The 24,693-nt window shown below is 38.7% G+C and carries 16 protein-coding genes; 6 read left to right on the forward strand and 10 right to left on the reverse strand.

Going from position 1 to position 24,693, the window contains the following annotated elements; all coding sequences use genetic code 11:
• Positions 1-69: 69 nt before the first annotated feature.
• The 6 genes from LU635_RS12945 to LU635_RS12970 all read left to right on the forward strand — a co-directional run bounded on the left by LU635_RS12945 (position 70) and on the right by LU635_RS12970 (position 10,719).
• A complete protein-coding gene (locus tag LU635_RS12945; RefSeq protein WP_240099906.1) occupies positions 70-1,527 on the forward strand; it encodes a sulfatase-like hydrolase/transferase in 1,458 nt (485 codons plus the stop codon).
• A gap of 32 nt (positions 1,528-1,559) precedes the next feature.
• Positions 1,560-2,984, forward strand: coding sequence for a sulfatase-like hydrolase/transferase (locus LU635_RS12950; protein WP_240099908.1), 1,425 nt, complete (start codon positions 1,560-1,562; stop codon positions 2,982-2,984).
• 120 nt (positions 2,985-3,104) lie between these two features.
• On the forward strand, positions 3,105-4,514 hold the full coding sequence (locus LU635_RS12955; RefSeq protein ID WP_240099910.1) for a sulfatase family protein: 1,410 nt from the start codon (positions 3,105-3,107) through the stop codon (positions 4,512-4,514).
• A gap of 63 nt (positions 4,515-4,577) precedes the next feature.
• The gene (lacZ, locus tag LU635_RS12960; protein WP_240099912.1) at positions 4,578-7,760 is read left to right on the forward strand and encodes a beta-galactosidase, LacZ type; all 3,183 of its coding nucleotides are present in this window, start codon (positions 4,578-4,580) and stop codon (positions 7,758-7,760) included.
• 78 nt (positions 7,761-7,838) lie between these two features.
• A complete protein-coding gene (locus LU635_RS12965; RefSeq protein ID WP_240099914.1) occupies positions 7,839-9,236 on the forward strand; it encodes a sulfatase-like hydrolase/transferase in 1,398 nt (465 codons plus the stop codon).
• Positions 9,237-9,288: 52 nt separating this feature from the next.
• Positions 9,289-10,719 (forward strand): sulfatase, encoded by a 1,431-nt coding sequence (locus LU635_RS12970; RefSeq protein ID WP_240099916.1) that lies wholly within the window; start codon positions 9,289-9,291, stop codon positions 10,717-10,719.
• A gap of 180 nt (positions 10,720-10,899) precedes the next feature.
• Here LU635_RS12970 and LU635_RS12975 read toward each other — a convergent pair whose 3' ends face one another.
• The 10 genes from LU635_RS12975 to LU635_RS13020 all read right to left on the reverse strand — a co-directional run bounded on the left by LU635_RS12975 (position 10,900) and on the right by LU635_RS13020 (position 24,688).
• Entirely contained in the window at positions 10,900-11,067 is a 168-nt protein-coding gene (locus LU635_RS12975; protein ID WP_240099918.1) for a hypothetical protein, read from the reverse strand.
• A gap of 250 nt (positions 11,068-11,317) precedes the next feature.
• Complete coding sequence (locus LU635_RS12980) at positions 11,318-12,016, reverse strand: NUDIX hydrolase (protein WP_240099920.1); 699 nt, start codon at positions 12,014-12,016, stop codon at positions 11,318-11,320.
• An 85-nt stretch (positions 12,017-12,101) separates the two neighbouring features.
• A complete protein-coding gene (locus LU635_RS12985) occupies positions 12,102-13,559 on the reverse strand; it encodes a sulfatase-like hydrolase/transferase (RefSeq protein WP_240099923.1) in 1,458 nt (485 codons plus the stop codon).
• Positions 13,560-13,662: 103 nt separating this feature from the next.
• Positions 13,663-15,198, reverse strand: a complete 1,536-nt coding sequence (locus LU635_RS12990) for a sulfatase (RefSeq protein ID WP_240099925.1) — start codon at positions 15,196-15,198, stop codon at positions 13,663-13,665.
• Positions 15,185-16,654 carry a sulfatase family protein gene (locus tag LU635_RS12995; protein WP_240099927.1) on the reverse strand — a complete coding sequence of 490 codons (1,470 nt, stop codon included), beginning with the start codon at positions 16,652-16,654 and terminating at the stop codon, positions 15,185-15,187. Before LU635_RS12995 ends, LU635_RS12990 begins: the two co-directional genes overlap by 14 nt.
• A 2-nt stretch (positions 16,655-16,656) precedes the next feature.
• Positions 16,657-18,102: an arylsulfatase gene (locus LU635_RS13000; protein WP_240099928.1), complete on the reverse strand. Its 1,446-nt coding sequence runs from the start codon at positions 18,100-18,102 to the stop codon at positions 16,657-16,659.
• A gap of 19 nt (positions 18,103-18,121) precedes the next feature.
• Positions 18,122-19,288 (reverse strand): glycoside hydrolase family 43 protein, encoded by a 1,167-nt coding sequence (locus LU635_RS13005; protein WP_240099929.1) that lies wholly within the window; start codon positions 19,286-19,288, stop codon positions 18,122-18,124.
• A 24-nt stretch (positions 19,289-19,312) separates the two neighbouring features.
• Positions 19,313-22,504: a beta-galactosidase, LacZ type gene (lacZ, locus tag LU635_RS13010; protein ID WP_240099930.1), complete on the reverse strand. Its 3,192-nt coding sequence runs from the start codon at positions 22,502-22,504 to the stop codon at positions 19,313-19,315.
• Positions 22,505-22,771: 267 nt separating this feature from the next.
• On the reverse strand, positions 22,772-23,095 hold the full coding sequence (locus LU635_RS13015) for a RagB/SusD family nutrient uptake outer membrane protein (RefSeq protein ID WP_341482140.1): 324 nt from the start codon (positions 23,093-23,095) through the stop codon (positions 22,772-22,774).
• Positions 23,096-23,122: 27 nt separating this feature from the next.
• A complete protein-coding gene (locus tag LU635_RS13020; protein WP_423738494.1) occupies positions 23,123-24,688 on the reverse strand; it encodes a sulfatase family protein in 1,566 nt (521 codons plus the stop codon).
• Positions 24,689-24,693 lie beyond the last annotated feature (5 nt).

Consider the following 24,693-nt stretch of genomic DNA (forward strand, 5'->3'; position numbering starts at 1 on the left):
TATGAACTAATAACCCCTTATTCTAACTGATTACACCTTCGATAATAAACATACTATTAATAAAATTGAATGGACAATACGCATCTCAATTCAATGACACTCATACCAATGTTCAAAAGCAGTATCTTATTAATAATATTCTTATTATTTACCAGCACTCATACAGCTCAACCTAACGAAAAGCCAAATGTGGTATTTATCCTTACCGATGATCTGGGATATAAAGATGTTGGATTTAACGGCTGTGAAGATATCGCTACTCCTAATATTGATAGAATCGCTAGTAATGGAGTAAAATTCACCAATGGCTATGTGAGCTATCCTGTTTGCGGACCTAGTAGAGCGGGATTAATAACAGGCCGATACCAGGACAGATTCGGATTTTCTAAAAATCCGCTTTTTGCCCCTAAAGATCCAAATATGGGTCTTCCCCTTTCTGAACAAACCATTCCGGAGTACTTAGATAAATCGGGCTACCACAGTCTTGCTGTAGGGAAATGGCATTTTGGGGCTCATCCGGTGTTTCATCCACTTAACAGAGGTTTTGACGAATTCTTTGGATTTTTAGGAGGCGGTCATAGATATTTTCCAGAAGAATGGACTGTGAAAAATATAGAGGAGGCGAAAAAGGAGACTAGTGAATACCGAACGAGATTGCTGCATAATCACACAAGAGTTGATGAAACCGAATATCTTACAGACGCTTTAAGCAGGGAAACCGTATCATTTATAGACAGAAATGCAGATAGGCCATTTTTTATCTATCTTGCCTATAATGCTCCTCATTTACCACTTCAGGCAACCGAAAAGTATTTAAAAAGATATGCACATATTAAAAATAGAAAAAGAAGGATCTATGCGGCCATGATAAGTGCTGTAGATGATGGTATAGGTCTGGTTTTAAATAAGTTGGAGGAAAAAGGAATTTCAGAAAATACTATCGTGATCTTTATGTCAGATAATGGTGGTCCGGAACATAAAAATGCTTCAGAGAATGATCCCTTAAAGGGAGGAAAAGGAAGTCTCAACGAGGGGGGTGTGAGAGTACCTTTTGCTATGCAATGGCCCGCTAAAATTAAAAAAGGAATGGTCTACACTAAACCTATTATATCCCTTGATATTTTTGGAAGCATAGTCGGAAATATTTCACCTGAGATCTCTACCCAAAATCCAATAGACGGTGTAGATCTCATTCCATTCCTGACAGGAAAAAAAGCCGGCAAACCTCATGCAAAGTTATACTGGAGAAAATATATTCAGGAAGGTAAAGGAATGCGTAGTGACAACCACAAACTGGTAATTAAAGGTTCACAGAATGCCCTTTACGACCTTGAAAATGATATCAATGAAACCCATAATATAAAAAACAAGAATCCGGAAAAATATAATGAAATGCTGACTGAATGGAGTAAATGGCAATCTCAGTTAAAAGAACCAGCATTCCTGGGTCTTATGGAAAAAGAGAGATACAACAAAAAGCATCCAGACAGATTTGAATCTGATGAATCTGAAAATAAAAAAGAATAACCATGCCAGTATTAAATAAAATTAAGGTAAACATGAAGCTCAAATTTTTCAATATATTTTTAATATGCCTAATCATTATTGGCTGCAAATCCAATAAGGATAAGAATGATGAGAACCTAGAAACACGCCAACCGAACATTATTGTGATTCTTTTAGATGATGCCGGATATGTGGATTTTGGATTTATGGGAAGTAAAGACCTAGAAACACCTCATATTGATGAATTAGCCAAAAAAGGGGTAGTGTTTACGGATGCACATGTAAGCGCAAGTGTCTGTGCACCTTCCAGAGCAGGTCTATTATCGGGAACCTACCAGCAACGATTTGGGTTTGAAGCCAATCATACAGGTGATGCAAAATCCGGGGATCTTGGCCTAGGAGACGATGTAATCACTCTGGCTTCAACTCTACAAAAAAATAAATATAAAACCATTGCTCTTGGAAAATGGCATCTAGGGGCCAGTCAGGATGATCAGCCCAACAACAGAGGATTTGATGAATTTTACGGATTCCTGGATGGTGCACGTTCTTATTTTCCTTTGAAGGATCCTAATGAAAAAAGAATGTTGCAACAAAATGGGAAACGTATCAAATTTGAAGGATATCTTACCGATGTCCTTACCGACAGTGCTATAGCCTTTTCCGAAGAAAACAAGGATGCGCCCTACTTTATGTATTTAGCATATAATGCTGTGCATACACCTATGGAAGCGAAAAAAGAACATTTAGAAAAATACAAGGACCACCCACGCCAAAAACTTGCAGCTATGACCTGGTCTCTGGACGAGAATATTGGAAAATTAATGGCTGCTCTTAAAGCACAAGGAATCTATGAAAACACACTAATCTATTTTTTGAGTGATAATGGTGGTTCCTACGCGAATCAATCGAGCAACGGATATTTGAAAGGCTCAAAAGGAACAAAATTTGAAGGAGGACATAGAGTCCCATTCATTGTACAATGGCCCGGCAAAATCACAGCAGGGCAAGAGTTTGATGGCTTAACTTCCTCCTTAGACATCTACCCTACATCTCTTGCTGCTGCGGATATTAAAAAAGATGAAACTCTAAATTTGGATGGAGTGAACCTCCTGCCTTATTTGAAAAATGAAAAGCAAGGAGATCCTCATAAGGAATTATATTGGAGAAAGCTTAATAAGTCTGCCGCCAGGGTGGGAGATTTCAAATTAATTAGACTTGAAGGCTATGGCAGTAATCTTTACAATCTTAATGAAGATCTAGCTGAACAGCATGATTTGTCTCAATCTGATAGTCTAACCCTAAATGAGCTTAGCTCAAAATTAGAAACCTGGGAATCTGGATTAATCCCCCCTCTCTGGAAAGAATCTGAGGAATGGATGGCTGTCATAGATCATGTTCATAAATCTCTAATGCAGAACGAGCCGATCAAATACAGGAACCCAAGGCAGATGCGACAATTCAATAGAAATAATTAAAAATAAATATTGATTATAATGACTTATAAGAACATATATCTAATTACATTTCTGGTTACTATAATATTTATATCCAGCTGTAATTCACAAGAAAAGAGAACTCAAAAGCCTAACATCCTATTGATCTTAGCAGAGGATATAAGTACAGACCTGGAAACTTATGGGATGCCAGCGGTTAAGACCCCGGTTCTTAATGAACTAGCCAGCAGCGGAGTTCAGTTTATGAATGCTTATGGGAACAATTCAATTTGCTCTCCAAGCAGATCCAATATGATGACCGGTGTTCATCAAAATATAATCAATGCCCAGCATCACCGCTCGAATCGGGAAATCCCTCTCGAGAAACCTTACCAACCTATTACTACTTATCTACGCGATGCTGGCTATACTTGTATCATTGGAAACAGAATTGCTAAAGGAATGGGTAAGAAGATTGATGTCAATTTTAAACATAGTACTCTTGGCGAATGGAACGGAGAGACCGAATTCGGACTCTTTGATAAAACTAATGGCTTTAATGTTGAAGACCAGCCATTCTTTAATCAAGTCACACTAAAAGTCACCCACCGAGGTGATTGGTGGGATGAAGTAAGAGCTAATTCCAAGCATAAAGTTGATCCGGATAATGTGGTTTTACCTCCGTATTATGCTGACACACCAGAAGTAAGACTTGACTGGGCCAAATATCTGGACCAGATAGAATACATGGATCATGAGGTAGGGCTATTGTTAGATGATCTGGAAAAGAAAGGAATGCGTGATAATACTATTGTTATTTTTATAGGAGATAATGGCAGGTGTAATATTAGAGGAAAAGGTTATCTATATGAACCAGGCTTACACCTACCCTTAATAGTTAACTGGCCTGCTGGCCTAACGGGAGGGAAAAAAGATGATCGCCTTGTAGCCTCCGTGGATGTTGCTGCCACGATCCTTGAAGCTGCCGGTGTAGAATTACCTTCATATATGACGGCAAGATCTGTAATAGAAGAAGATGAGAATCCACGTGAATATATTTATTCAGCGAGGGATCTTTGGGATGAAATCCTGGAGGAGTCAAGAGCAATTACTACTCATAATTTCAGATATATCAAGAATAATGTTACAGATAGGTCTTATGATGCTCACCAGGCTTATCTTGAATTCTACAGACCAGCTGTACATGTGATGAGAGAACTCGATAAAAAAGGAGAGTTAACTAAGTTGCAGGGTAAATTCTTTGAAGATTCCAAGGAACCGGAGGAACTCTACGACATCGTTAATGATCCCTACGAACAGAATAACCTCATCAATGATCCTGCATATAAACAAGTAGTCGAAAAAATGAGAGCCTATTATAAAGATTGGAATGCTAAGTATCATGACCATGGTTTCGACCCCATTGACTGGAAAAATTGTCAGTCACCGAGAGCGGTGGAGGTGATAGAATGGGTCAAAGAAGAAAGACCCGAGATCTTGGAGCAAATGAAGAAAGGTATTGAACCAGGCTTCGGAAAACTTCTTAAAGAATACAAGCAACAGTCTGAATAACCAAAATAGATTAAGCCCCATATGTTAAGAATAAACAATTGATCATTGCAAGTACAAATTAGTATGAAGAATACTTATCAAATACAATTATTAGTACTACTAAGCATATTTTTTATTACCAATATGCATACGCAAACCCTGCACCGAACTTTAGAGAATCCAAAAATCGTTGGTAAAAACAAAAGATCTGCACACGCATCTTTTTTTGCCTTCGAATCTGCCGAACTGGCCAGGGAAAGGGATTTGAAAAAATCAAACAATTACAAATCCCTTAATGGTTTATGGAAATTCAACTGGTCTCGTTCCCCAAAAGAGAGACCAGTTGATTTTTTCCAGACCGGATTCAACACCGGTAACTGGGACGAGATCCCTGTTCCTGCAAATTGGGAAATAGAAGGGTATGGCATTCCTATTTATACCAATATCTCCTACCCTTTTAGTTTTGAAGCCACGCCTACCCCACCTGAAATACCTGATAACTATAATCCAGTAGGCTCCTACAAAAAGTCTTTTAGTATCCCCGAGTCATGGAACGATAAACAGGTATTTATTCATCTGGGTGCTGTGAAATCAGCATTCTATATCTGGATTAATGGTAAAGATGTTGGTTATAGTCAGGGGTCTAAGCTTCCAGCGGAATTTGATATTACTGAATATTTACAAGCAGGAGAAAACACAGTATCTCTTGAAGTTTACAGATGGTCTGATGGAAGTTACTTGGAAGATCAGGATTTCTGGAGGCTATCTGGGATTGAAAGAGATGTTTATTTATATGCCACTCCTAAACTCCATATCAGAGATTTTGTGGTGGTCTCAGAACTCGACGAAAGTTTTAAGCATGGTAAGTTTTCAGTTACAGTGGAAACCGAAAATTTCAGCAAAAAAGAGCAGTCAGGAAAGATCCGCGTAAAGCTTCAGAAAGATGATAATACGCTTTATGAAGCCACCAAAGCTTTTAAAACCGGAAAGAACCAAAATTCAAGTATATTCTTTCATGAGCAAATTCAGAATATTTTAAGCTGGTCAGCAGAAACCCCCACTCTATATGACCTCAGTATAGAACTTTTAGATGAAAACCAAGAAGTCTTGGAAGTGATCACCGAGAAAACTGGTTTCAGAAATATCGCAATTAGAGATGGGCAGCTACTGGTTAATGGCCAGCCTATATTGATCAAAGGTGTAAACAGGCACGAACATGACGCCAAAAGCGGTCATGTGATTAGCCGAGAAAGTATGCTGGAGGACATCAAAATCTTCAAGAAATTCAATATAAATGCGGTTAGAACCGCCCATTACCCCAATGATCCATATTGGTATGAACTCTGTGACAAATATGGAATCTACGTATACAACGAAGCGAATATAGAGTCTCATGGAATGGGATATAAATTAACCGAAACCTTGGGGAACGATCCCGATTGGTTAGAGGCCCATATGCAAAGAACCGAACGCATGATTCTTAGAGACAGAAATCATCCTTCGATTATAGCTTGGTCGTTGGGAAATGAGGCCGGGAACGGATACAATTTCTACCAGACCTATAACCGGGCCAAAGAATTGGATTCTACAAGAGTGGTTGTATATGAACGCGCAAACAGCGAATGGAATACAGACATTATCGGGAAAATGTATGCTAATTATAATATACTCGAGAAATATGCGCTGAATGAGGAAGAGAAACGCCCATTCATTGTGTGCGAATATGCTCATGCCATGGGTAATAGTCTTGGAGGTCTTAAAGAATATTGGGAGCTTTTTGAAAAACATAAAAAATTACAGGGAGGTTTCATCTGGGATTTTCAGGACCAAGGCCTGGAAACATATAAGGATGGAAAAAAATATTACGCCTATGGTGGTGATTTTGGACCTGAAGGAACTCCAAGCGATCACAATTTTCTGAATAATGGTCTTCTTAAAGCTAATAAAACGCCGAATCCGCATATTTATGAAGCGAAAAAGATACTACAGAACATCAAATTCTATAAAACAGAGACACCCCGAGAAATCAAAATTAAAAACTGGTATTTTTTCAGGGACCTGTCTAATTACCTATTGGAATGGAATCTATTAGAAAATGGTGCACCCGTTGAAAATGGAAGTATCCATACGCTTGATATTCAGCCTCAGGAGAGCAAGATCATAGAGATCCCCTATAAAACCAAAACAAATAATTCAAAAGAGTATTTCCTGAATCTTTCGATCAAACTTAAAGAAGATGGGAATCTTCTGGATGCCGGTTATGAGATCGCATCAGCACAATTTCCTATCAATTCTGGAAAGATAAATCTTCCCGGATTAAAGCTCGGAAATGGAGCAGTATTAATAAAGGAAGAATCTGATCTTATATCAGCTTATAATGATAACTTCAGGATAGAATTCGACCCTAATAAAGCTACAATCAAAAACTATAGTTTCAAAGGGGAGCAAATATTAAAAAAAGGAGGGCAGGCAAATTTCTGGAGAGCACCAACAGATAATGATTATGGAGCCATGACACCTAAGCTTTACCGGGAATGGTTAACAGCCGCTAAAAAGAATAATACCGTATCCTATGAAATTATCCAACAAGAAAATGGATCTATAAAGATCACTTTTCAACAGGACCTGCTTAAAGGTGATGCTCATTTAACCCAAACTTATCATATATCCGGAGATGGGATAATACATATAAACAACGATTTTAAAGCCTTAAAAGGAATGGATCCAAAAAATATAGATCTGAACGGCAAAAAAGAAAAACTTAAGAAAGGAACGCATTCCAATATTTATAAATTCGGAAATGAATTCGTACTGCCAAAAGAATTTGAGTCATCTATCTGGTATGGTAACGGTCCGTTTGAATCTTATGTAGATCGTAAAAATGCGGCAAAGATTGGAATTTACAAAAGCAGTATCGAGAAACTTTTTACCAACTACGCCAGACCTCAGGAAAATGGGAACAGAACCGATGTAAGATGGGTTAGTTTTGAAAAGGAGAACGGTACGATGGTTAAATTTTATAGTGAGAATCCTTTTCACTTTTCGGCGTCCCATTTTAAGATCGAAGACCTGGACTCGGGAATTGATAAAACGAAGAGCCAGGCACATGGCAACTTGTTAATACCAAGGGAAGAGGTTTATCTGAATATTGATGGATTTACCTCGGGAGTGGGTAGTGTGAACAGTTGGGGGGCTCTACCGAGAATAGAATATTTACTTCCCTACCAATCCTATCAATACTCATATTGGATTGTTCCGGAAAAGTAATTGATAATCGAAGTCATTCTTGTAAAATAGCCTGTTTTCCGGTGTTTCATGAGCTAACTAAATTAACATCATTGTATTATGCGATTAAAAAGTATTTTCTGTCTTCCATTATTCATTTTCGTTCTGAATGTATTTTCTCAGGAAGTAAGCAAGGGAGATTTCAAAAAACCCAATATCCTGTTTTTACTCGCAGACGATCTTGGCTACGCCGAGCTTGGTAGTTATGGCCAGCAAATGATCCAGACACCAGTATTGGATGATCTTGCCGCTAATGGCATGCGTTTTACCAATTTTTATGCCGGGAGCGCTGTTTGTGCTCCATCCCGCGCTGTACTTTTAACCGGTAAAAGTATTTCTTATAGCACTGTTAGAGGAAATAAGGGTATTTATGCGCAGAACCAGTGGAAACGAGTTCCTTTAAATAAAGATGAACTCAGCCTTGGAGAATTGTTACAGAAAGCATGTTATCAAACCGGTTTTATTGGTAAATGGCATCTGGGTGTTCCAGAAGATGTAAACACCTGGGCCTATAATCGAGGTTTTGCTTTTGCTATTCAGGAACAATGGGGCACAGGAAAATACGGAAGAACCTTTACCAAGAATATGGAGTATATAAATGGCATAAAGGACAGCATCTATTATAAAATTGATAACTATAACTCTAAGGATGAATTTAGAACAGATCTCGCTTTGGAATATCTGGAAAGGATAGATACGAACAAACCATTTTTCCTGTTCATGTCTTTTAGGGCGCCTCATGCCCATGAATATCAGATAGGCAATAAAGAGCTGTATTCTAATAAAGACTGGCCAGAGGAGGAAAGAAAACATGCAGCTAAGATCACCTTATTAGACAAACAAATAGGAAGATTACTTGAAAAGCTCGATGATCTTGGCAAGCTGGATAATACCCTTATTATTTTCACCAGTGACAATGGACCTCATAATGTAAAACATAACTATGAGTTTTTTGATAGCAATGGAAATTTGAAAGGCTTTAAACGTGATCTTTATGAAGGGGGGATTAGGGTTCCTTTTATTGCCTATTGGAAAGGAAAAATAAAAGCCGGTGCTGTTAGTGATCATGTAGGTAGCTTTCAGGATATTATGCCCACACTAGCTCAAGTTGCCAGAATTGAAATTCCAGAGCAAACCAATGGCATCTCAATTCTACCCGAACTTATTGGAAAAAGTCAGCCAGAACATGACTATTTAAATTTTGAAATTCAGTTGATAAAGAATAAAAATAGATCTAAATCTGATATTTTCCGACAATCAGTCAGAATAGGAGACCTAAAAGCAGTGAGATATGGTATACATTCTGAAATCGAAATTTTTGATCTTAAAAAGGATATTTCCGAAACCTATGACATTGCATCCGAACATCCTAAAATAGTTGAAAAAGCGGAAAAAATCTTTAGAGAAGATCGTTCGGAAAATAAATATTTCCCTTATGGTGGATTAGAAAAAGAATAATTTAAACCCATTCAGTATAGGACCCAAATAAAACAGAAATAAAACTACCTAAATGAAAACTCTCTTTTCCTTTCTATTGATATTTACACTATATTTTTCTGCAGGAGCTCAGGAACAAAATTTCGTATTCATTCTGGTAGATGATCTAGGCTGGAAAGATCTGGGATATATGGGAAGTGAGTTTTATGAAACCCCTAATATAGATTCCTTAAGCAGAGAAAGCATACAATTTGATAATGCCTACTCTTCTGGCTCTGTATGTTCTCCTTCAAGGGCTGCTATACTTACTGGTAAACATCCTGCCAGATTAAAAATAACCGACTGGATCCCGGGTGCACGCTTCCCAAATAAGAAATTAAAGGAGCCTCCCATTTTAAATGAGCTCCCTCTTGAAGAGATAACAATCGCAGAAAAACTCAAAGAAAATAATTATTCTACATTTTATGTCGGTAAATGGCATCTTGGAAAAAAGGCATACTCTCCGGAGCATCAGGGTTTCGATAAAAATATAGGTGGATTTCATAAGGGAAGTCCTGCCGGTGGATATTATTCACCTTATAATAATCCAGCCTTAACCGACGGTCCAAAAGGGGAATATTTGACCGACAGGCTCACGAATGAATCCATCAATTTTCTGGATAGCATTGGTAAAAAACCATTCTTTTTGTATTTATCATTTTATTCAGTTCATACACCAATTCAGTCAAATGAAAAATATATTAGCAAATTCAAAAAAAAATTAGCCAGCCTAAATAATCCAAAGTCCAATACAAGAAAGGAAAGAAAGGGCATTACCACACTAGAACAATACAACCCCAATTATGCCTCTATGGTGTATGCGATGGATAAAAATATTGGTCGTCTTATTCAGAAATTAAAGGAAGAGGGATTATATGAGAATACCACCCTTATTTTCACCTCAGATAATGGCGGACTTACAACCATAAAAAATACAAAAAAGCGTATAGCACCTACCGCCGTAATTCCGTTAAGAGCAGGGAAAGGCTGGTTATATGAAGGTGGGATCCGTGTACCGCTTTTAATAAAACCCGCAGGTTACAATGAGGGTATAAAAATTATAAGTGAACCTGTCATTGGACACGATTTCTTCCCTACAATTTTGTCAATGGCGGAGATAGCCTATGAAAGTAATAATTTGGATGGTAATGATATTTCTCCTTTAATAACCGGAAAGGGAAATTTTGAGAACCGAGATCTATTTTGGTATTATCCACATTATCATGGAAGTGCCTGGTCGCCCGGCGCAGCCATTAGACATCAGAACTGGAAACTTATCCAATTTTACGAAACCGGAAAAAAAGAATTGTATAATCTCAAATATGATATTTCAGAGATCAATGACCTATCCTCAAAATATTCCGATAAAGTAAAACAATTAGAAAATCGATTACAAAAACTTCAAAAAAAAACCAGTGCAAAGAAGATTCTGCTAAGAAGTAGCGTAGAAAGTCAAATTAGATAATAATATAACTTTGAGAATTATCAACCATTACCGCCATTATCGGAGGTCAATATGATTAAGTATACTTTTCAAGGCCAAAATCTTTCAAATATTTCAGTATCCATCTCAGGTTTGTATCAACGGTCTCTACCATCTCCCCATAAACAGAATTGTTCAGATATTCATTCCTATCTTTTCCTTTTAATAAGTATCGAAACCGGTAAATTTCCCTCCTTTATACACTGACTGTTCGCCACCAAGATGGGGCTCTTGTAGGTTCATCAAACTTTCATTTAGATGATCCTCAAAGGCATCGTCCATCGCAAACAATTCTATATTTTTATCAGCCTGCAAAGTCTGGTTAGCCACTCCTCTTTGTCAATCACATCCCAAAGAGTCTTATTTGAAATTACTTCGTGCTGAAGGCCATGAGTTACCTGACTCTAAGTATTTATTGCGACCACGCCTATTAATAGAAAGCTAATTACCATTTTCTTCTTTTCACTTCATAAGTAAAAAACAATAGCATTACTATAATACTTTTAGATTTCATTTTGATTTCCTCCAATCTTCTCTGTACTTTATAGTATTTATAATACCTTCTAACTAAGCTATTAGCTTAAAAAATATGCCCCAATTTTAATGATTTTTCATACCTGCCCATGTTGAACTTATAAAGAAAAGCTCCTTTTCTACTGGTAGATTTATCTTTTTCGTTCAGCTTCTTTAGCATTTTTAAGGAACCCACCTTTTTGCGGAAGTTCCTTTCATCAAATTCAGTTCTGAAGATAGCTTCATACAACTTTTGCAACTGAGTAAATGTAAATTTCTCCGGAAGAAGTTTTAACCCTATGGGTTTATGTCTGGCATCTTGTTTTAATTGTAAAAATGCATCTTTTACCATTTCGTCATGGTCCAGGATAAGATTTGGAACTTCATCTATTTCAAACCAACGAGCATCATACTCCTTAGTTTCATCCATAACATGATCTGGAATATTAATTAGTGCATAATACGCTATAGAAATAAAACGACAACCAGGCTCTCTATTCTTTTTCCCATAAGTTTTTAATTGCTGCATGAACACTTTATCTAATCCTGTACTTTCTTTCAAAATTCTTTGTGCGGCTGCATCAATATCCTCATTAAGTCTTATCGAACTTCCTATGAGAGACCATTCTCCCTTCATAGGTTCTATCTTTCTTTTAAAAAGAAGCAATTTCAGTTTTTGTTCTTCAAACCCAAGAATTATACAATCGGTAGCAATATGTAATTTCTCGTTATTGTCATAGCGACCATTCTCGTCTATTTTCTTCATATGCATTCAGTTTTAGAATCCTGCATGGATGGTTAACATTACTTCATCATAATTTCTTTGTACTAAAAGGGTTCATGCTATTATTTTACTGATATTTCTCTGAATTTATTCTGCGCATCGTATAAGGATCGGCATATTCAACAGGTTTATTCTGCATAAGTTGCCTATGTATATAATAAGTAACTTCCATCCAGTCACTCTCTTCGGCCCACAAAGGCTTTCTGATTTGAGATTCCCAGGATTCAAGTTCTTTCATCAGATTCTGATGAATTGCAGGTTCCCGGGTAGAAAGATCCTGGGTTTCACCCCGATCATTTTCCAGGTCGTACAACACAGAACCATAATTTTTAAGTCTAACAACCTTATTATCGCCTATCCTTACGGCTGCCTCCTCTAATTTGCGCCAAAACAATTTCTCATGCGGATCTCCCTGCTTCTCCCCTTTTAGAAAAGGAATCAGGTTAACCCCGTCAAGCTTCAGAGAATCTGTTTTTATTCCTGCCGCAGCAAGGGATGTAGGGAAAATATCAAGAGACGAAGTAAGCCCTTCAAAAGTCTCCCTTCCCTCTATATTCCCAGGCCAGCTTAAAATAAAGGGTACGCGATGGCCCCCTTCAAATTCATTGCCTTTCCAGCCTTTTAAATCTCCATTCTCTGATTGATTATTATGAGCTCCTCCATTATCGCTCAGGAAATAGATTAATGTGTTCTCAAGCAGTCCAAGTTCCTTTAATTTTTTTCTAAGTTTTCCCACATTTTCGTCTAGTGACCACGTCATAGCGGCCAGCTCCTTACGGGGATGATTTTTATATTTTTCAAGGTCATCTTTCTTGGCCTCCATAGGAGTATGCACAGCATTATAAGCCAAATACATAAAGAATGGCTGGTCTCTGTTTTCCTCCACATATTGTACAGCCCTGTCTCCTAAGATGTCGGTTAGGTAACCTTTAAACCCTACGCGTTTTCCATTATGCTGGAGCATTTTATTTTCGGAAGGATCTTTTAACGGAAAATAAGAACGGCTTCCGGCTAAAAAGCCATAAAATTCATCAAAGCCTCTATTGTTGGGATGATCGGAGGCTTCGCTTCCTAAATGCCATTTTCCCAAGGCTATGGTCTTATAACTGTTTTGTTTAAAAATTCCGGCCATTGTTATAGCATCGGGAGACAGGCCAATATCTCCTGAACTGCCATCTCCTGTTCCGTTTGCTTCAAACCCCATTCTTTGCTGATATCTTCCCGTTATTAAACCCGCCCTGGAAGGTGCACAAACCGTTGCAGTCACATGAGCATCGGTAAATATTACCCCATCAGCGGCCAAAGCATCAATCTCGGGAGTATCAAGATCATCACTGCCCATAAATCCAAAATCTATATAACCAGCATCATCGGCCACAATAACAATAATGTTTGGACGCACAACCTCCTCCTCTGCGTCAAAAACAGCGAGGGAATTATCATGTGTCTTTCCTTTACACGAGAATAATATTATCCATACATGTAATAAGACAGCAACCCTTATAGTAATATTCTTATTGATCATATCTCATTCTTTATTTCAATTTTAAATACCTGTAATGTTCAGGATTTCATTCTGTAGGGGTTGGAGTCGAGTTCTCTATGATCCATACCGAAAAAATTCATCTTTAATTGGTGGTTTCTAATGTTTTATCAATTTCTGTCCACTCAGGATTTGGCTTGAGTTCCCTGTCATAATTTTTATCGAGCCAGTTAGATAGCATTAACTTCATCATTTCCGCTTTTTCGGGTAACTCTTCAATAAGGTTATTTTTTTCACTTATATCATTCTCCAGATCATATAGCTCATATGCATCCAGTTCAAGATCATGGATAAGTTTTAGATCACCATATCTAACCGCACTTGCCGGATTTCCTCCCTGATTTCCGTAATGTGGATAATGAAAGAAAAGCGGTCTTGGATCTTCTGGATTTTGTCCGTTAAGGATTAAAGACAGGTCCATTCCATCGATATCGGAATAGGTATTTTTTACACCCGCATACTGTAGTAAAGTGGGAAAAATATCGGCACCGGTTATTGGCACATGGCTTACAATACCTCTTGTTTGGTCGGGTTGTTTAATAAAAAACGGAACTCTTATGCCCCCTTCATAGGTCCACCCTTTTCCTTTTGAAAGAGGCAAATTGGAAGTAGGCGATCCTTCCTTGGTAGAAAGTCCCCCGTTATCTGATATAAATACGATTAAAGTATGATTATACTCCCCATTTTCCTTCAGGTATGAAATAATTCTTCCCACGTTTTCATCTAAAGACCTCACCATGGCTGCATAGGTTGGATTAGCTTGTTTTATCCGTTCCTTATATTCTTTCGGATTTCCGCTTGCGGCCTTCATCCACTCCTGATCTTTCAGGAACTCTTCATCCTGGGTGATTCCCATAATTTCCCGTTTATCCCGGTAATCATCTATATCTTTTTCTTTTGCCATCAACGGTCCATGAACCGAATAATAGGAGAGACAAACAAAAAAAGGTTTGCTATTATCTCTGTTCTGAAGTATGGAAATAGTTTCTGAAGTCAACCTGTCTGGCAGGTGTTCACCCACCGGTCCGTCTTTTAGTCGGGGATTTCCGTAGGGCGAGAAATATCCATTAGCATCTCCGCTTTTATTAGGACTGCCTTTAGACCAACCCGCTATGTTGATATTATAACCCTGAAATTCGGGCCAGAATTCTTCGGTTTCACCCAGATGCCATTTCCCAATAAATGCAGTGGAATAGCCATTAGGTTTCAAGGCCTCGGCTATGGTAGTCTCTTCAAGTTTGAGTTCATAATCGGTATCGGGAACTATCCAACGATCATTAGGAGTGGTCCCCTTGTAAGCTTTTCTGCCCTTAATCCAGTCTGTGACACCCGTTTTTACAGGATATTTACCCGTTTGTATACTGGCCCTTGAGGGCGAACAAACCGGACAATTGGCATAACCATCTGTAAAGATAACGCCATCTCTTGCCAGACGATCGAGATTGGGAGTCTCATAAAATGAACTTCCGTAAACTCCAAGATCTGTATATCCAAGATCATCGGCTATAATTAGTAAGATGTTGGGTTTTTCCTGGACCGGTGCCTGCGCATGGGTAATCCCGGTGCATAAAATCATTGCCACCAGAATCAGCATATAACCAAAGTTTTTATTCCGTATCATTCTTTATGTTTAATTCTTTCATCCAGTAATTTACCATTTGCTCATCTGTATAATCTTCTGGCAGGCCTCTTTCTTTCAGCATATTAGATCTTCTCGACATCGCATTTTCTTCTGCCGCTTTAATTTCATCGCGATCCTCAGGGTAGGTGCCCAGATCATATTTCGCCACCCAATCGTTTAGAATATCCCTGTATTTTTTAAGCTCATCCCGATAAGTTTCAGACTCGGCAAGATTATTCACCTCATAAGGGTCTTTGCTCAGGTCATAAAATTCCTCTTCAGGGCGCTCGTCACTTATAAATCTTTTCTGATCCGCGTTAAGTTTTCCCTGCTTATCCAAAAACCTTAGTAGAGGCAAAGCCGGATAACGCATTTCCTTATACACATTAGCCTGAGTATAAGGTTTGTCTGGAAAATAATTATGTATGTATTTGAATTTATCGCTTCGCACCGCCCTTATACGGTCTTCTGTCTCATCCCTTCTATCACGCATGGTAAACACATAATCTCTTTCTACATCTTCGAATAGAAAATCCTGCCCCTGCATATGGGACGGCGGTTCTATACCCGCCAGTTTCAATGTAGAAAAGGGAATATCTATATTGCTTACAAGTTCTTCTGAAACGCTTCCAGCTCCTTTTCCGTCAGGCCATCTTACCATGAAAGGAGTATTGGTCCCGGGATCATATAAAAATTGTTTTGCTCTGGCATGCGGTCTTCCCTGATCACCAAAAAAGAATATTATGGTTTTATCTAGCAAGCCATCCTCTTCCAGTTGGTCCAGGATTTCTCCAACCTGACGATCGGCAAGCTGAACGGTTTCCAGGTACATTGCCCAATCCTTTCTGATTAAGGGATGGTCCGGATAATATGGTGGTATTTTCACCTTATCCGGGTTAACCGGATGAAGACTATCGTGATGGAAAGGACGGTGTGGCAAAAAGATCTGCACCTGAGAAAAGAACTTACTACTGTCTGGTCTTTGTCTCCAGTGACCGCCATCATACATCTCACTGGCTTTGTATTTAAAATTATAATCGGTCTTGCCTCCTTTGGCCTTTGGATTTCCATTTCCATTGCTCACAAAATAACCAGCTTCTTTAAAATATTCGGTAATTGGTTGAATACTGTCCGGTAGTTCCTTTTTATAACTTGTACGGTGTTGGTGAGCATCAATACTCACCGGGTACATCCCGGTAATTATACCTGAGCGGCTGGCCGAGCATACAGCAGTGGTAGTAAACATTTTCTTGTACACTACCGATTCTGAAGCCAGACGGTCCAGATTGGGAGTGTAAACATCAGTTCCAAAGGCTCCGATATCCGTTCCCAGATCATCGGCTATTATCCAGAGAATATTGTAATCGGTTTCGGCAACTTCAATTGTGTCGGAGGTTTCCTTTCCTTTACAACCGGCTATTAGAAGAATTGTTAAATAAAAAACTAAATTTTTCATGACTATTTTTTTAATCGAGGGTGAAATTTAAGTACAAAGTTAGGGTCATCGGTACGTGCTTCATTGAAAAGAGCTTCCATTTCAGCTACAATTTCGGGATGTTCGGCAGCAAGATCATGCTCTTCTCTTTTATCGGTTTCCAGGTCATAGAGTTCCACCGGTTTATTCAGGATCCTTATCGCTTTCCATTTCCCCTTTCGAATAGCCTGAATAGGTCCTTCCCATTCATTGAATTCCCAGTATAAATACTCATGTTTTTTCTGACCAGGTTCTCCTAAAAGAGTTGGTAAATAGGAGATCCCGTCAAGATCCTTTTCGGTAGGATCTATTCCGGCAATATCGCAGGCCGTTGGAAGAAAATCCCAGAAAGCCGAAATATGATCGGTCTCTGAACCGGGGGTGATCTGTCTTGGCCATCTGGCGATAAAAGGAATTCTTATCCCTCCTTCGTAAAGGTCTCTTTTATGACCTTTAAATACTCCATTACTATTAAAGAAGCCTCTGTCATATTCATGGCCATTATCACTGGTGAAAATCACTAGGGTATTTTCATCAATGTTGAGTGATTTCAGTAAAGCAAAAAGGCGTCCCATATCGCGATCCATCCTGGAAACCATTCCTGCGTAAGTTGCATTTCCATCCTCATCATGTTGATAGCCTCCTTTTCTGGATTTTAAGGTCCTTTCTTCCCAATTCTTCCTTTTGTAGGGCTCCTTGGATTCTTCAGGAACCGTTAATTCATAATGAGGAAGGGTAAAGGCCAGATAAAGGAAAAATGGCACATCCTTTTTCTCCTTAACGTACTGCAAAGCTTTATTCACAAAAAGATCGTGAGAATAAACACCTATCTTCTCGTGGGTCATATTACCTGTATAAAAGGGTTTATTATTCTCATAAAGAGTATCTGGATAGTAATGGTGTGCGGTTTTATGCTTTCTATAACCAAAGAAATAATCGAAGCCCTGATTTAGCGGCATACTTTTCGTGTCGGCTTCCGCAAGTCCCCATTTACCTATGATGGCTGTATTATATCCTGCACGTTTCAGCTCCTCGGCTACAGTTACATCTCCGGGGCGAATGTCTATGGGTTTACCGCTAGCCGTCCATCTGGGATTTCCTCTCACAGTACTATGTCCCATATGGAAACCGGTCATAAGAGAGGCGCGGGAAGGCATGCATACCGTAGAGCCCGCATAATGCCGGTTAAATTTTATGCCTTCTAAAGCCATTTGATCTATATTAGGGGTCTTAATCTTTTCCTGGCCATAGACTCCAAGATCTCCATAGCCAAGGTCATCTGCCATTACATAAATAATATTTGGTTTTTTTTTTGCCAGCTTTTTATTGGTATCAGACTGGGCTCTACAGGCAACTGAAAGAAATAACAGCGCAAGTAAGCAAAGACGGTTAGTGAAAGTCTTCAAGAAATTAAATCTCTCTATAAACATATACTTATTAGTTTTTTATTTATTCATTTTCTTTTTGATCAAAAAAATCCAGATCCCATTCATCATACCATTTAAGTACTGGCTTGCCCTCCTCGAAATGAACAGGAAGCCATATATACCTGCCGTCTATAGGATCTTCAGGTCGCCAGCGGTCTGCCATAAAAATAAAAGCACCATTTTTTCCCTGAACGGGTAGTATAAAAGTACTCTGTGATGAAAATGTTCTTTTCTTATCCTCTTCTGTTCCTCTAACCGGATTCCCCAGAGGTTTCCAAGGTCCAAGAACAGAATCGGCCTTAAAGGACCGAGCCGCGTTAGGCCTCCATCCGGTTAGGTCCGAAGTGATCATATAATAAGTATCCTGATATTTAAATATGGCCGGAGCCTCATTCTGACCATCAGGCTGCACCCTAACATACTTTCCGGTAAAATCAAGATAATCGTCTGTTAATTCTGAAATGTGTAGGGTTTGATTTTCTTCAGAAGAATGGATATGGTAAGCAGTTCCGTCATCATCTACAAAAACTGTCATATCTCTTGCCATCTGGCCCTTTTCGAAATCTCTTCTAACAAAATATCCCTTTTTTAAGGCCTCATGCCAGGGATCTGAATGCCATCTTAAAGAATCCAGCCCAGGCTTTGGTTGTCTCCAGTCCTCCTTAAAGTTTTCCGGCCAGAGACCTGCATTCGGCCTAAAGGATTTTAGGTATTGATAAGGACCGGTTACATGTTCGCTTACGGCAACTCCTGTTCTGGCTGCTTCGTATCCCTGCCCCTTCAATTCTAAATGAAACCACATTACATATTTCCCAGTTTTCTCATTAAAAACCACCTTGGGTCTTTCCATAACACTACCTGCTGTAATCTCAGAATCAGGATCTTTGGAAACCGAAAGAGCCACTCCTTCATCTTTCCAGTTGTAAAGGTCTTTTGAACTGTAAACTTTAACTCCAACCTGAGCATTATTCGTGGATCCTTTATGTTCTCCAAACCAGAAATATGTATCGTTCTTAAATAATATTCCACCGCCATGAGCGTTGATGTGAGTTCCTTTGTTATCTTTCCATAACTCACCAGGAACAAAGGAATTATAGGCGAAATTCTGCCCAAACATAATGCATCCCTGCAATAGAAATGTCATCACTAAAATGACGGAATTAATCCTTATTTTTTTTAATAGTCCCATTTAACAATAATCTTTATTGTCTTATCATTTTACCGGTTTTATGAAATAAGCATAAGACATATTTTCCGGTTCTATCTGGTATTTATCATGTGGCTGTGCACCCCAGCTGGTATCTCCACCAACACCCATTTGCTTATCATCCAGATTCACGCTTACGAAGTCACGTTGAGGAACATCAGTGGTATGACGCTGAGCTTTAGTTTCTCCCGCATCAAAATCGGATTGATACTGATGATGAGCACTAAAACCAATCGGCTCTTCACCGATAATCTCAATGCCATTTCCTTCAGCATTTGTGAAAGTAACCCAACGCGCTCCTGTTCTGTAACCATTTTCCTGAGGTCTGGCATATGGAAAATATAATTCTTCCACACTGGCTTCATAAACCCCAAGAAGAGCAGCGGTATTCCTGTCTATATAATTTTCATGGGGTCCCTTACCGTACCAGTTAACCTTATTATACTCGGCTTTAAGAATTATATTACTACCAAAGCGAGGAAGTTTTGACACCTCCTTTTTTACCTTTTTCAGCTCATGGGAAACCTTCACGGTACCATCTGAATCAATTTCATAACTCATTACGGTACTACCAAGATCACCGGCCAGTTTATATTTAGCTAAAATTTCCACTTTCACACCACTGATCTTTTCCGTGATTTCAGTAACATCCATTGATCTTCCATCAACTAGAATGCTCAATTCTGAAAGTTGCTGATCATGAGTAGCTTTTTTCCATTCAGCCATTTTCCTTGGCATCTTAAATCCAAAATCATTATCGGTAGGAGCTCTCCAATAATTTGGCTTGAGTCCTTCAAGAATTAGATTCCCATTTCCGTAATTAAGACCTATCAGTTTCCCTGAGGCCTTATCAAAACTTACCTTGATAGCCTCTGCACCTATAGATAATAGAGAATCTGAAACCGCAATTTCCAATGATCCATTAGAAGAATTTTTAAGTTCAGGTATATATTTCCCCGTTACGAATTGCTCGTAGGCCAACACGTGATTTTTGTGAAGCAAAGGAAGTTCTTTATTGGTTTTGGCGTAAACATTCAAAGCATATTCATTATTCCCAGAATTGATTTCAGGAAGGTCAAGTTTTATAGTTTTTGATTCCTGAGGTGCCAGTGAAATTTGTCCAATTTCGCCACTGGCAAGAGATTGACCGTTCTCGAACAGTTCCCATGAGAAATCAAAATCACTTAAATCCTTGAAGAAATAGCCATTCTCAACTTCTACGGTACCGTTTAAAATATTGCCGTTATTGAATTTTATATGTTGATATACTTTTTTAAGTTCGGCAAGTCCCGGATGAGGTGTCCTGTCCGGATTTACAATTCCGTTAAGGCAGAAATTCTTATCGTTCTGGATCTCAGAAGCGCCAAAATCCCCTCCATAGCCCCAGTACTCTTCTCCGTTCTCTGTTTTTGCAAGCAGTCCCTGGTCTACCCAGTCCCAAATAAATCCTCCCTGCATTACCTCGTATTTTTCGATCACATCCCAGTAATCCTGGAAGTTACCAAGACTATTCCCCATTGCGTGTGAATATTCACATAAGATCAAAGGTCTTTTCGGATTGTTCTCAGCATATTTGATCATTCCCGGAATACGCATGTACATTGGCGCTTGGATATCGGTATTCTCATAACCGGTAGCTCCTTCATATTGAGTTGGCCTAGTGGAATCATGTTCTTTTAACCAGGCGTAGGTAGCAAAGAAGTTATCGCCATTTCCAGCCTCATTTCCTAAAGACCATGTTACTATAGAAGGATAATTCTTATCGCGCTCGAACATACGTATAGTCCGGTCCAGATGCATTTCTTTCCATTCAGGAAGGTAAGCGGGATGCACAGACTTTGCTTTTTCATTATTATCAAGTCCCTGGTTGGTAGTTCCCATACCATGAGTTTCGATATTTGCCTCATCAATCACATAGAATCCATATTGATCGCAAAGACTATAGAAAAATGGGTTTTTTGGATAATGACTACAACGGATTGCATTCACATTGTTTTCCTTCATCAACCTAAGATCCTTTATAGTAAGCTCTTTGCTTATAACATGGCCAGTCTCTTCATCATGATCATGAAGATTCACTCCCTTTAGTAAGACGGGCTGACCGTTCACCAGGAACTGACTATTCTTAATCTCTATATTTCTAAAACCTGCATTCAGCGCAGTAACTTCATTAGTTCCCTGATCATCGGCCAAACTGATAACCAGTTTATAAAGATTTGGAGTTTCTGCGGTCCAGGCTTTTACATTTTTTATGGTTTCCTGCAGACTGAGCATAGTATTTCCCGGTTCAGCAATTACATCTTTTGATAAGGTCGCAATCTCTTCTTTTCCATTAAGAAGTTTAACTTCTATATTTTTCTTAACAGGATCTCCAGTTTTATTCACTATCTCCAAATCAAGACTAAAATTTCCATCTTTATAATTATTCACCAGGTCCTGACCTACTCTAAAATCATGTAAATAGACCTTATTGGTAGCCATCAGGTAAACATCCCTTTCTATCCCGCTAAGTCTCCAGAAATCCTGGTCTTCCATATAACTGCCATCTGACCAGCGTAAGACCTGTACAGAAAGGTCATTTTCACCTTCCTTTACATATTCAGTAATATCGAACTGGGCCGGTGTCTTACTTCCTTCGTTGTACCCAACCTGTTTTCCATTTACATAGACATACATAGCACCGCTTACGCCTGCAAAATGAAGATGAATATCTTTTGACCTCAATTCTTCAGGTATTGTAAAGGTGCGTTTGTAAGTTCCAACATTATTGAGGTCATGTTGGATGTAGGGCGGATTATTAGGAAAGACATATTTTACATTCGTGTAGATTGGGATTCCAAATCCCTGCATTTCCCAGTTGGAAGGAACACTTATTGTATCCCAACCCTGAGTACTAAAATCAGTTTTATAAAATTCGGCTGGTCTTGCCTGAACGCTATCTGCATAATAGAAGTCCCAGGTACCATTCAAGGATTTATAAAAAGAAGAATTCTCCCAGCCATCATCGGAAAGCGCCTCATTTTCATCGGGATACCTATAAAATGTAGCCGTAGGTTCTTCCCGGTTTATCTGAAAGATCTCCGGATTTTCCCATTCGGGATTCTCCCATTTTTTAGCTATATATACAGGCTTTTCAGGCGATTTTTCCTGACAGGAAATCGTAATAATTATAATAAGTAGAAGATAGATTTTTTTCATTTTTCAATTTTGGGAACACAGGTTTTATAGGTAAACCTGTTATTTTATTTAATCAAACAACCAAACCATTTTATAAGGCTATAGATCATTCTATTTTAACTTCTGAAAAGAGAATTGAACTCCGGAATTCTTAATTTGTACTGACTAATCCAAATACTCAAAATGAATGTCAGATCTTCCAACTAATTGACTATTCCTAACTATTTCAAGATTGAAATTCCGGAGAATTCTCTTTGATAAAAATTAAACAAACACATATATCATTTTTTACCTGTAACCATTATTGGATGGATCAGATTCCAGTAAATTAGGATTTAATAATATCTGATCCTCAGGTATTGGCAATAACACATATTTTGGCTGAATATTTACGCCAGGATTATGAAAAGGTCTGTACTCTGTATTTTTCACAGTCTCGACTAGAATTCCCCACCTAATCAAATCCATTCTACGTTGTCCTTCCCCGGCTAATTCAAATTTACGCTCGTCATACAAAGCCTGTCTGAATTCCTCCTGACTTTTCCATTTTCTACATGTCTTGAATAGAATCTTTAATGATCTTAGTAGTCGACGATACAGAAGTAGCTGTATATGTCAGAAAATTCTTCATCACGCCTGCTACTTCAATTCTAAAGGTTCAGCTTCAGAATTAATCTCCCCTCTTATTTCCTTAAATTGAGCAATCATTTCCTCTAGTTTCTCAGGTTGGCTCTCCACCAAATTTTCAGACTGACCAGGGTCTGATTTTATATTGTACAGCTGGTAATCCATACTATTACCCAATTCAATATTTACGTGTTGGGAAACGGCAGCACCTTTATAAGGCGGTATAAGAATATAATCCCCAGATCTCAGGGCGGTTCTGCCCGTGGCTTCCAAAATAACCGATTCTCTCCCTTGTGAACTTTCCCCAAGTAAAACATTCTTTAGATTCTGACTATCTTCTGATTGCAAATTTATTCCTACCAAATGCGAAATTGAAGACAGCAAATCAACTTGCGATACTATAGCATTATTCGTAGTGGGCTCAATACGTCCCTTCCAATATGTGGCAAAAGGAACTCTAGTACCTGCTTCGTAAAGGCTGTACTTTCCGCCTCTAAGCCCTCCGGCAGGATCATGATCACCGAGTTTCTCTACTGCGTCATCATAATAGCCATCGTTGAGTACAGGACCATTATCACTTGTAAAGACGATCAAGGTATTCTCCAATAATTCTTGTTCTTTTAGAGTTTTCAATAATTCACCTACACACCAGTCGGCTTCAAGAATTACATCTCCTCGTGGTCCCATTCCAGATTTACCAACAAACTCCGGAGCGGGGGTTCTTGGAACATGTGGTTGCTGCATGGCGTAATAAAGAAAGAAAGGTTTTTCCTTATTTCTTCCAATAAAGCTTTTTACCTCCTCAAGAAAAGTATAGGCCATATCTTTATCGTCCCATTTAGCTTTTTCACCACCCTTCATATAACCTATTCGCGGGATTCCATTAACTATACTATTATTGTGTCCGTGATGCCACTTCATTTCTACAAGTTCCGGATTATCCAATCCGGTTGGTTCTCCCTCAAAATTCTCATCGTAATTAACCATTATAGGATCATCTTGTTCTAAATTTTCGACAGTTCCATTTTTAATATATACCGTAGGTACCCGATCCTGTGTTGCGGCCATTATATAACTATAATCAAATCCTACTTCGTTTGGGCCAGGGCTAATTTGCTGGTTCCAATCAATATTACCATCTGCAAGCCCTAAATGCCATTTGCCGATGATACCTGTGTAATAGCCTGCTTTTTTAAGCACTTTAGGAAGGGTGATTTGATTAGTATCTATAAGCATCGGGGCAGTTCCCGGCAGGATTTTAGCATTCTCGTTACGCCAAGGATACCGACCTGTTAACAAAGCATATCTACTTGGACTACATGTAGCAGATGTTGCATATCCATTAGTAAATTTTACACCCCCGTTTACGATCTTATCGAAGTTTGGCGTTTGAATGGTATTTGCGCCATACGAACTTAAATCACCATACCCCAGATCATCCATATAAACAATGATCACATTAGGTTTCGCGTTCATTTCATCGAATTCAGACTCCTGGGACAATTTAGCTTGATTTTGACAGCCCAAAATGACCAAAACAGCTAAGGAACAGAACAGTTTTAAATGCAATTTTTTCATAAATT

The sequence above is a fragment of the Christiangramia crocea genome (genome assembly GCF_022410465.1).
Taxonomy (GTDB): Bacteria; Bacteroidota; Bacteroidia; order Flavobacteriales; family Flavobacteriaceae; genus Christiangramia; species Christiangramia crocea.

Coding starts and splice junctions, on each gene's coding strand:
- LU635_RS12980 (WP_240099920.1), bottom strand. CDS start 12,016: ATGAAGAAAATAGACGAGAATGGTCGCTATGACAATAACGAGAAATTA.
- lacZ (WP_240099930.1), bottom strand. CDS start 22,504: ATGAAAAAAATCTATCTTCTACTTATTATAATTATTACGATTTCCTGT.
- LU635_RS12970 (WP_240099916.1), top strand. CDS start 9,289: ATGAAAACTCTCTTTTCCTTTCTATTGATATTTACACTATATTTTTCT.
- LU635_RS12945 (WP_240099906.1), top strand. CDS start 70: ATGGACAATACGCATCTCAATTCAATGACACTCATACCAATGTTCAAA.
- LU635_RS12990 (WP_240099925.1), bottom strand. CDS start 15,198: ATGATACGGAATAAAAACTTTGGTTATATGCTGATTCTGGTGGCAATG.
- LU635_RS12985 (WP_240099923.1), bottom strand. CDS start 13,559: ATGATCAATAAGAATATTACTATAAGGGTTGCTGTCTTATTACATGTA.
- LU635_RS12995 (WP_240099927.1), bottom strand. CDS start 16,654: ATGAAAAATTTAGTTTTTTATTTAACAATTCTTCTAATAGCCGGTTGT.
- LU635_RS13000 (WP_240099928.1), bottom strand. CDS start 18,102: ATGTTTATAGAGAGATTTAATTTCTTGAAGACTTTCACTAACCGTCTT.
- LU635_RS13020 (WP_423738494.1), bottom strand. CDS start 24,688: ATGAAAAAATTGCATTTAAAACTGTTCTGTTCCTTAGCTGTTTTGGTC.
- LU635_RS13005 (WP_240099929.1), bottom strand. CDS start 19,288: ATGGGACTATTAAAAAAAATAAGGATTAATTCCGTCATTTTAGTGATG.
- LU635_RS12965 (WP_240099914.1), top strand. CDS start 7,839: ATGCGATTAAAAAGTATTTTCTGTCTTCCATTATTCATTTTCGTTCTG.
- LU635_RS12950 (WP_240099908.1), top strand. CDS start 1,560: ATGAAGCTCAAATTTTTCAATATATTTTTAATATGCCTAATCATTATT.
- lacZ (WP_240099912.1), top strand. CDS start 4,578: ATGAAGAATACTTATCAAATACAATTATTAGTACTACTAAGCATATTT.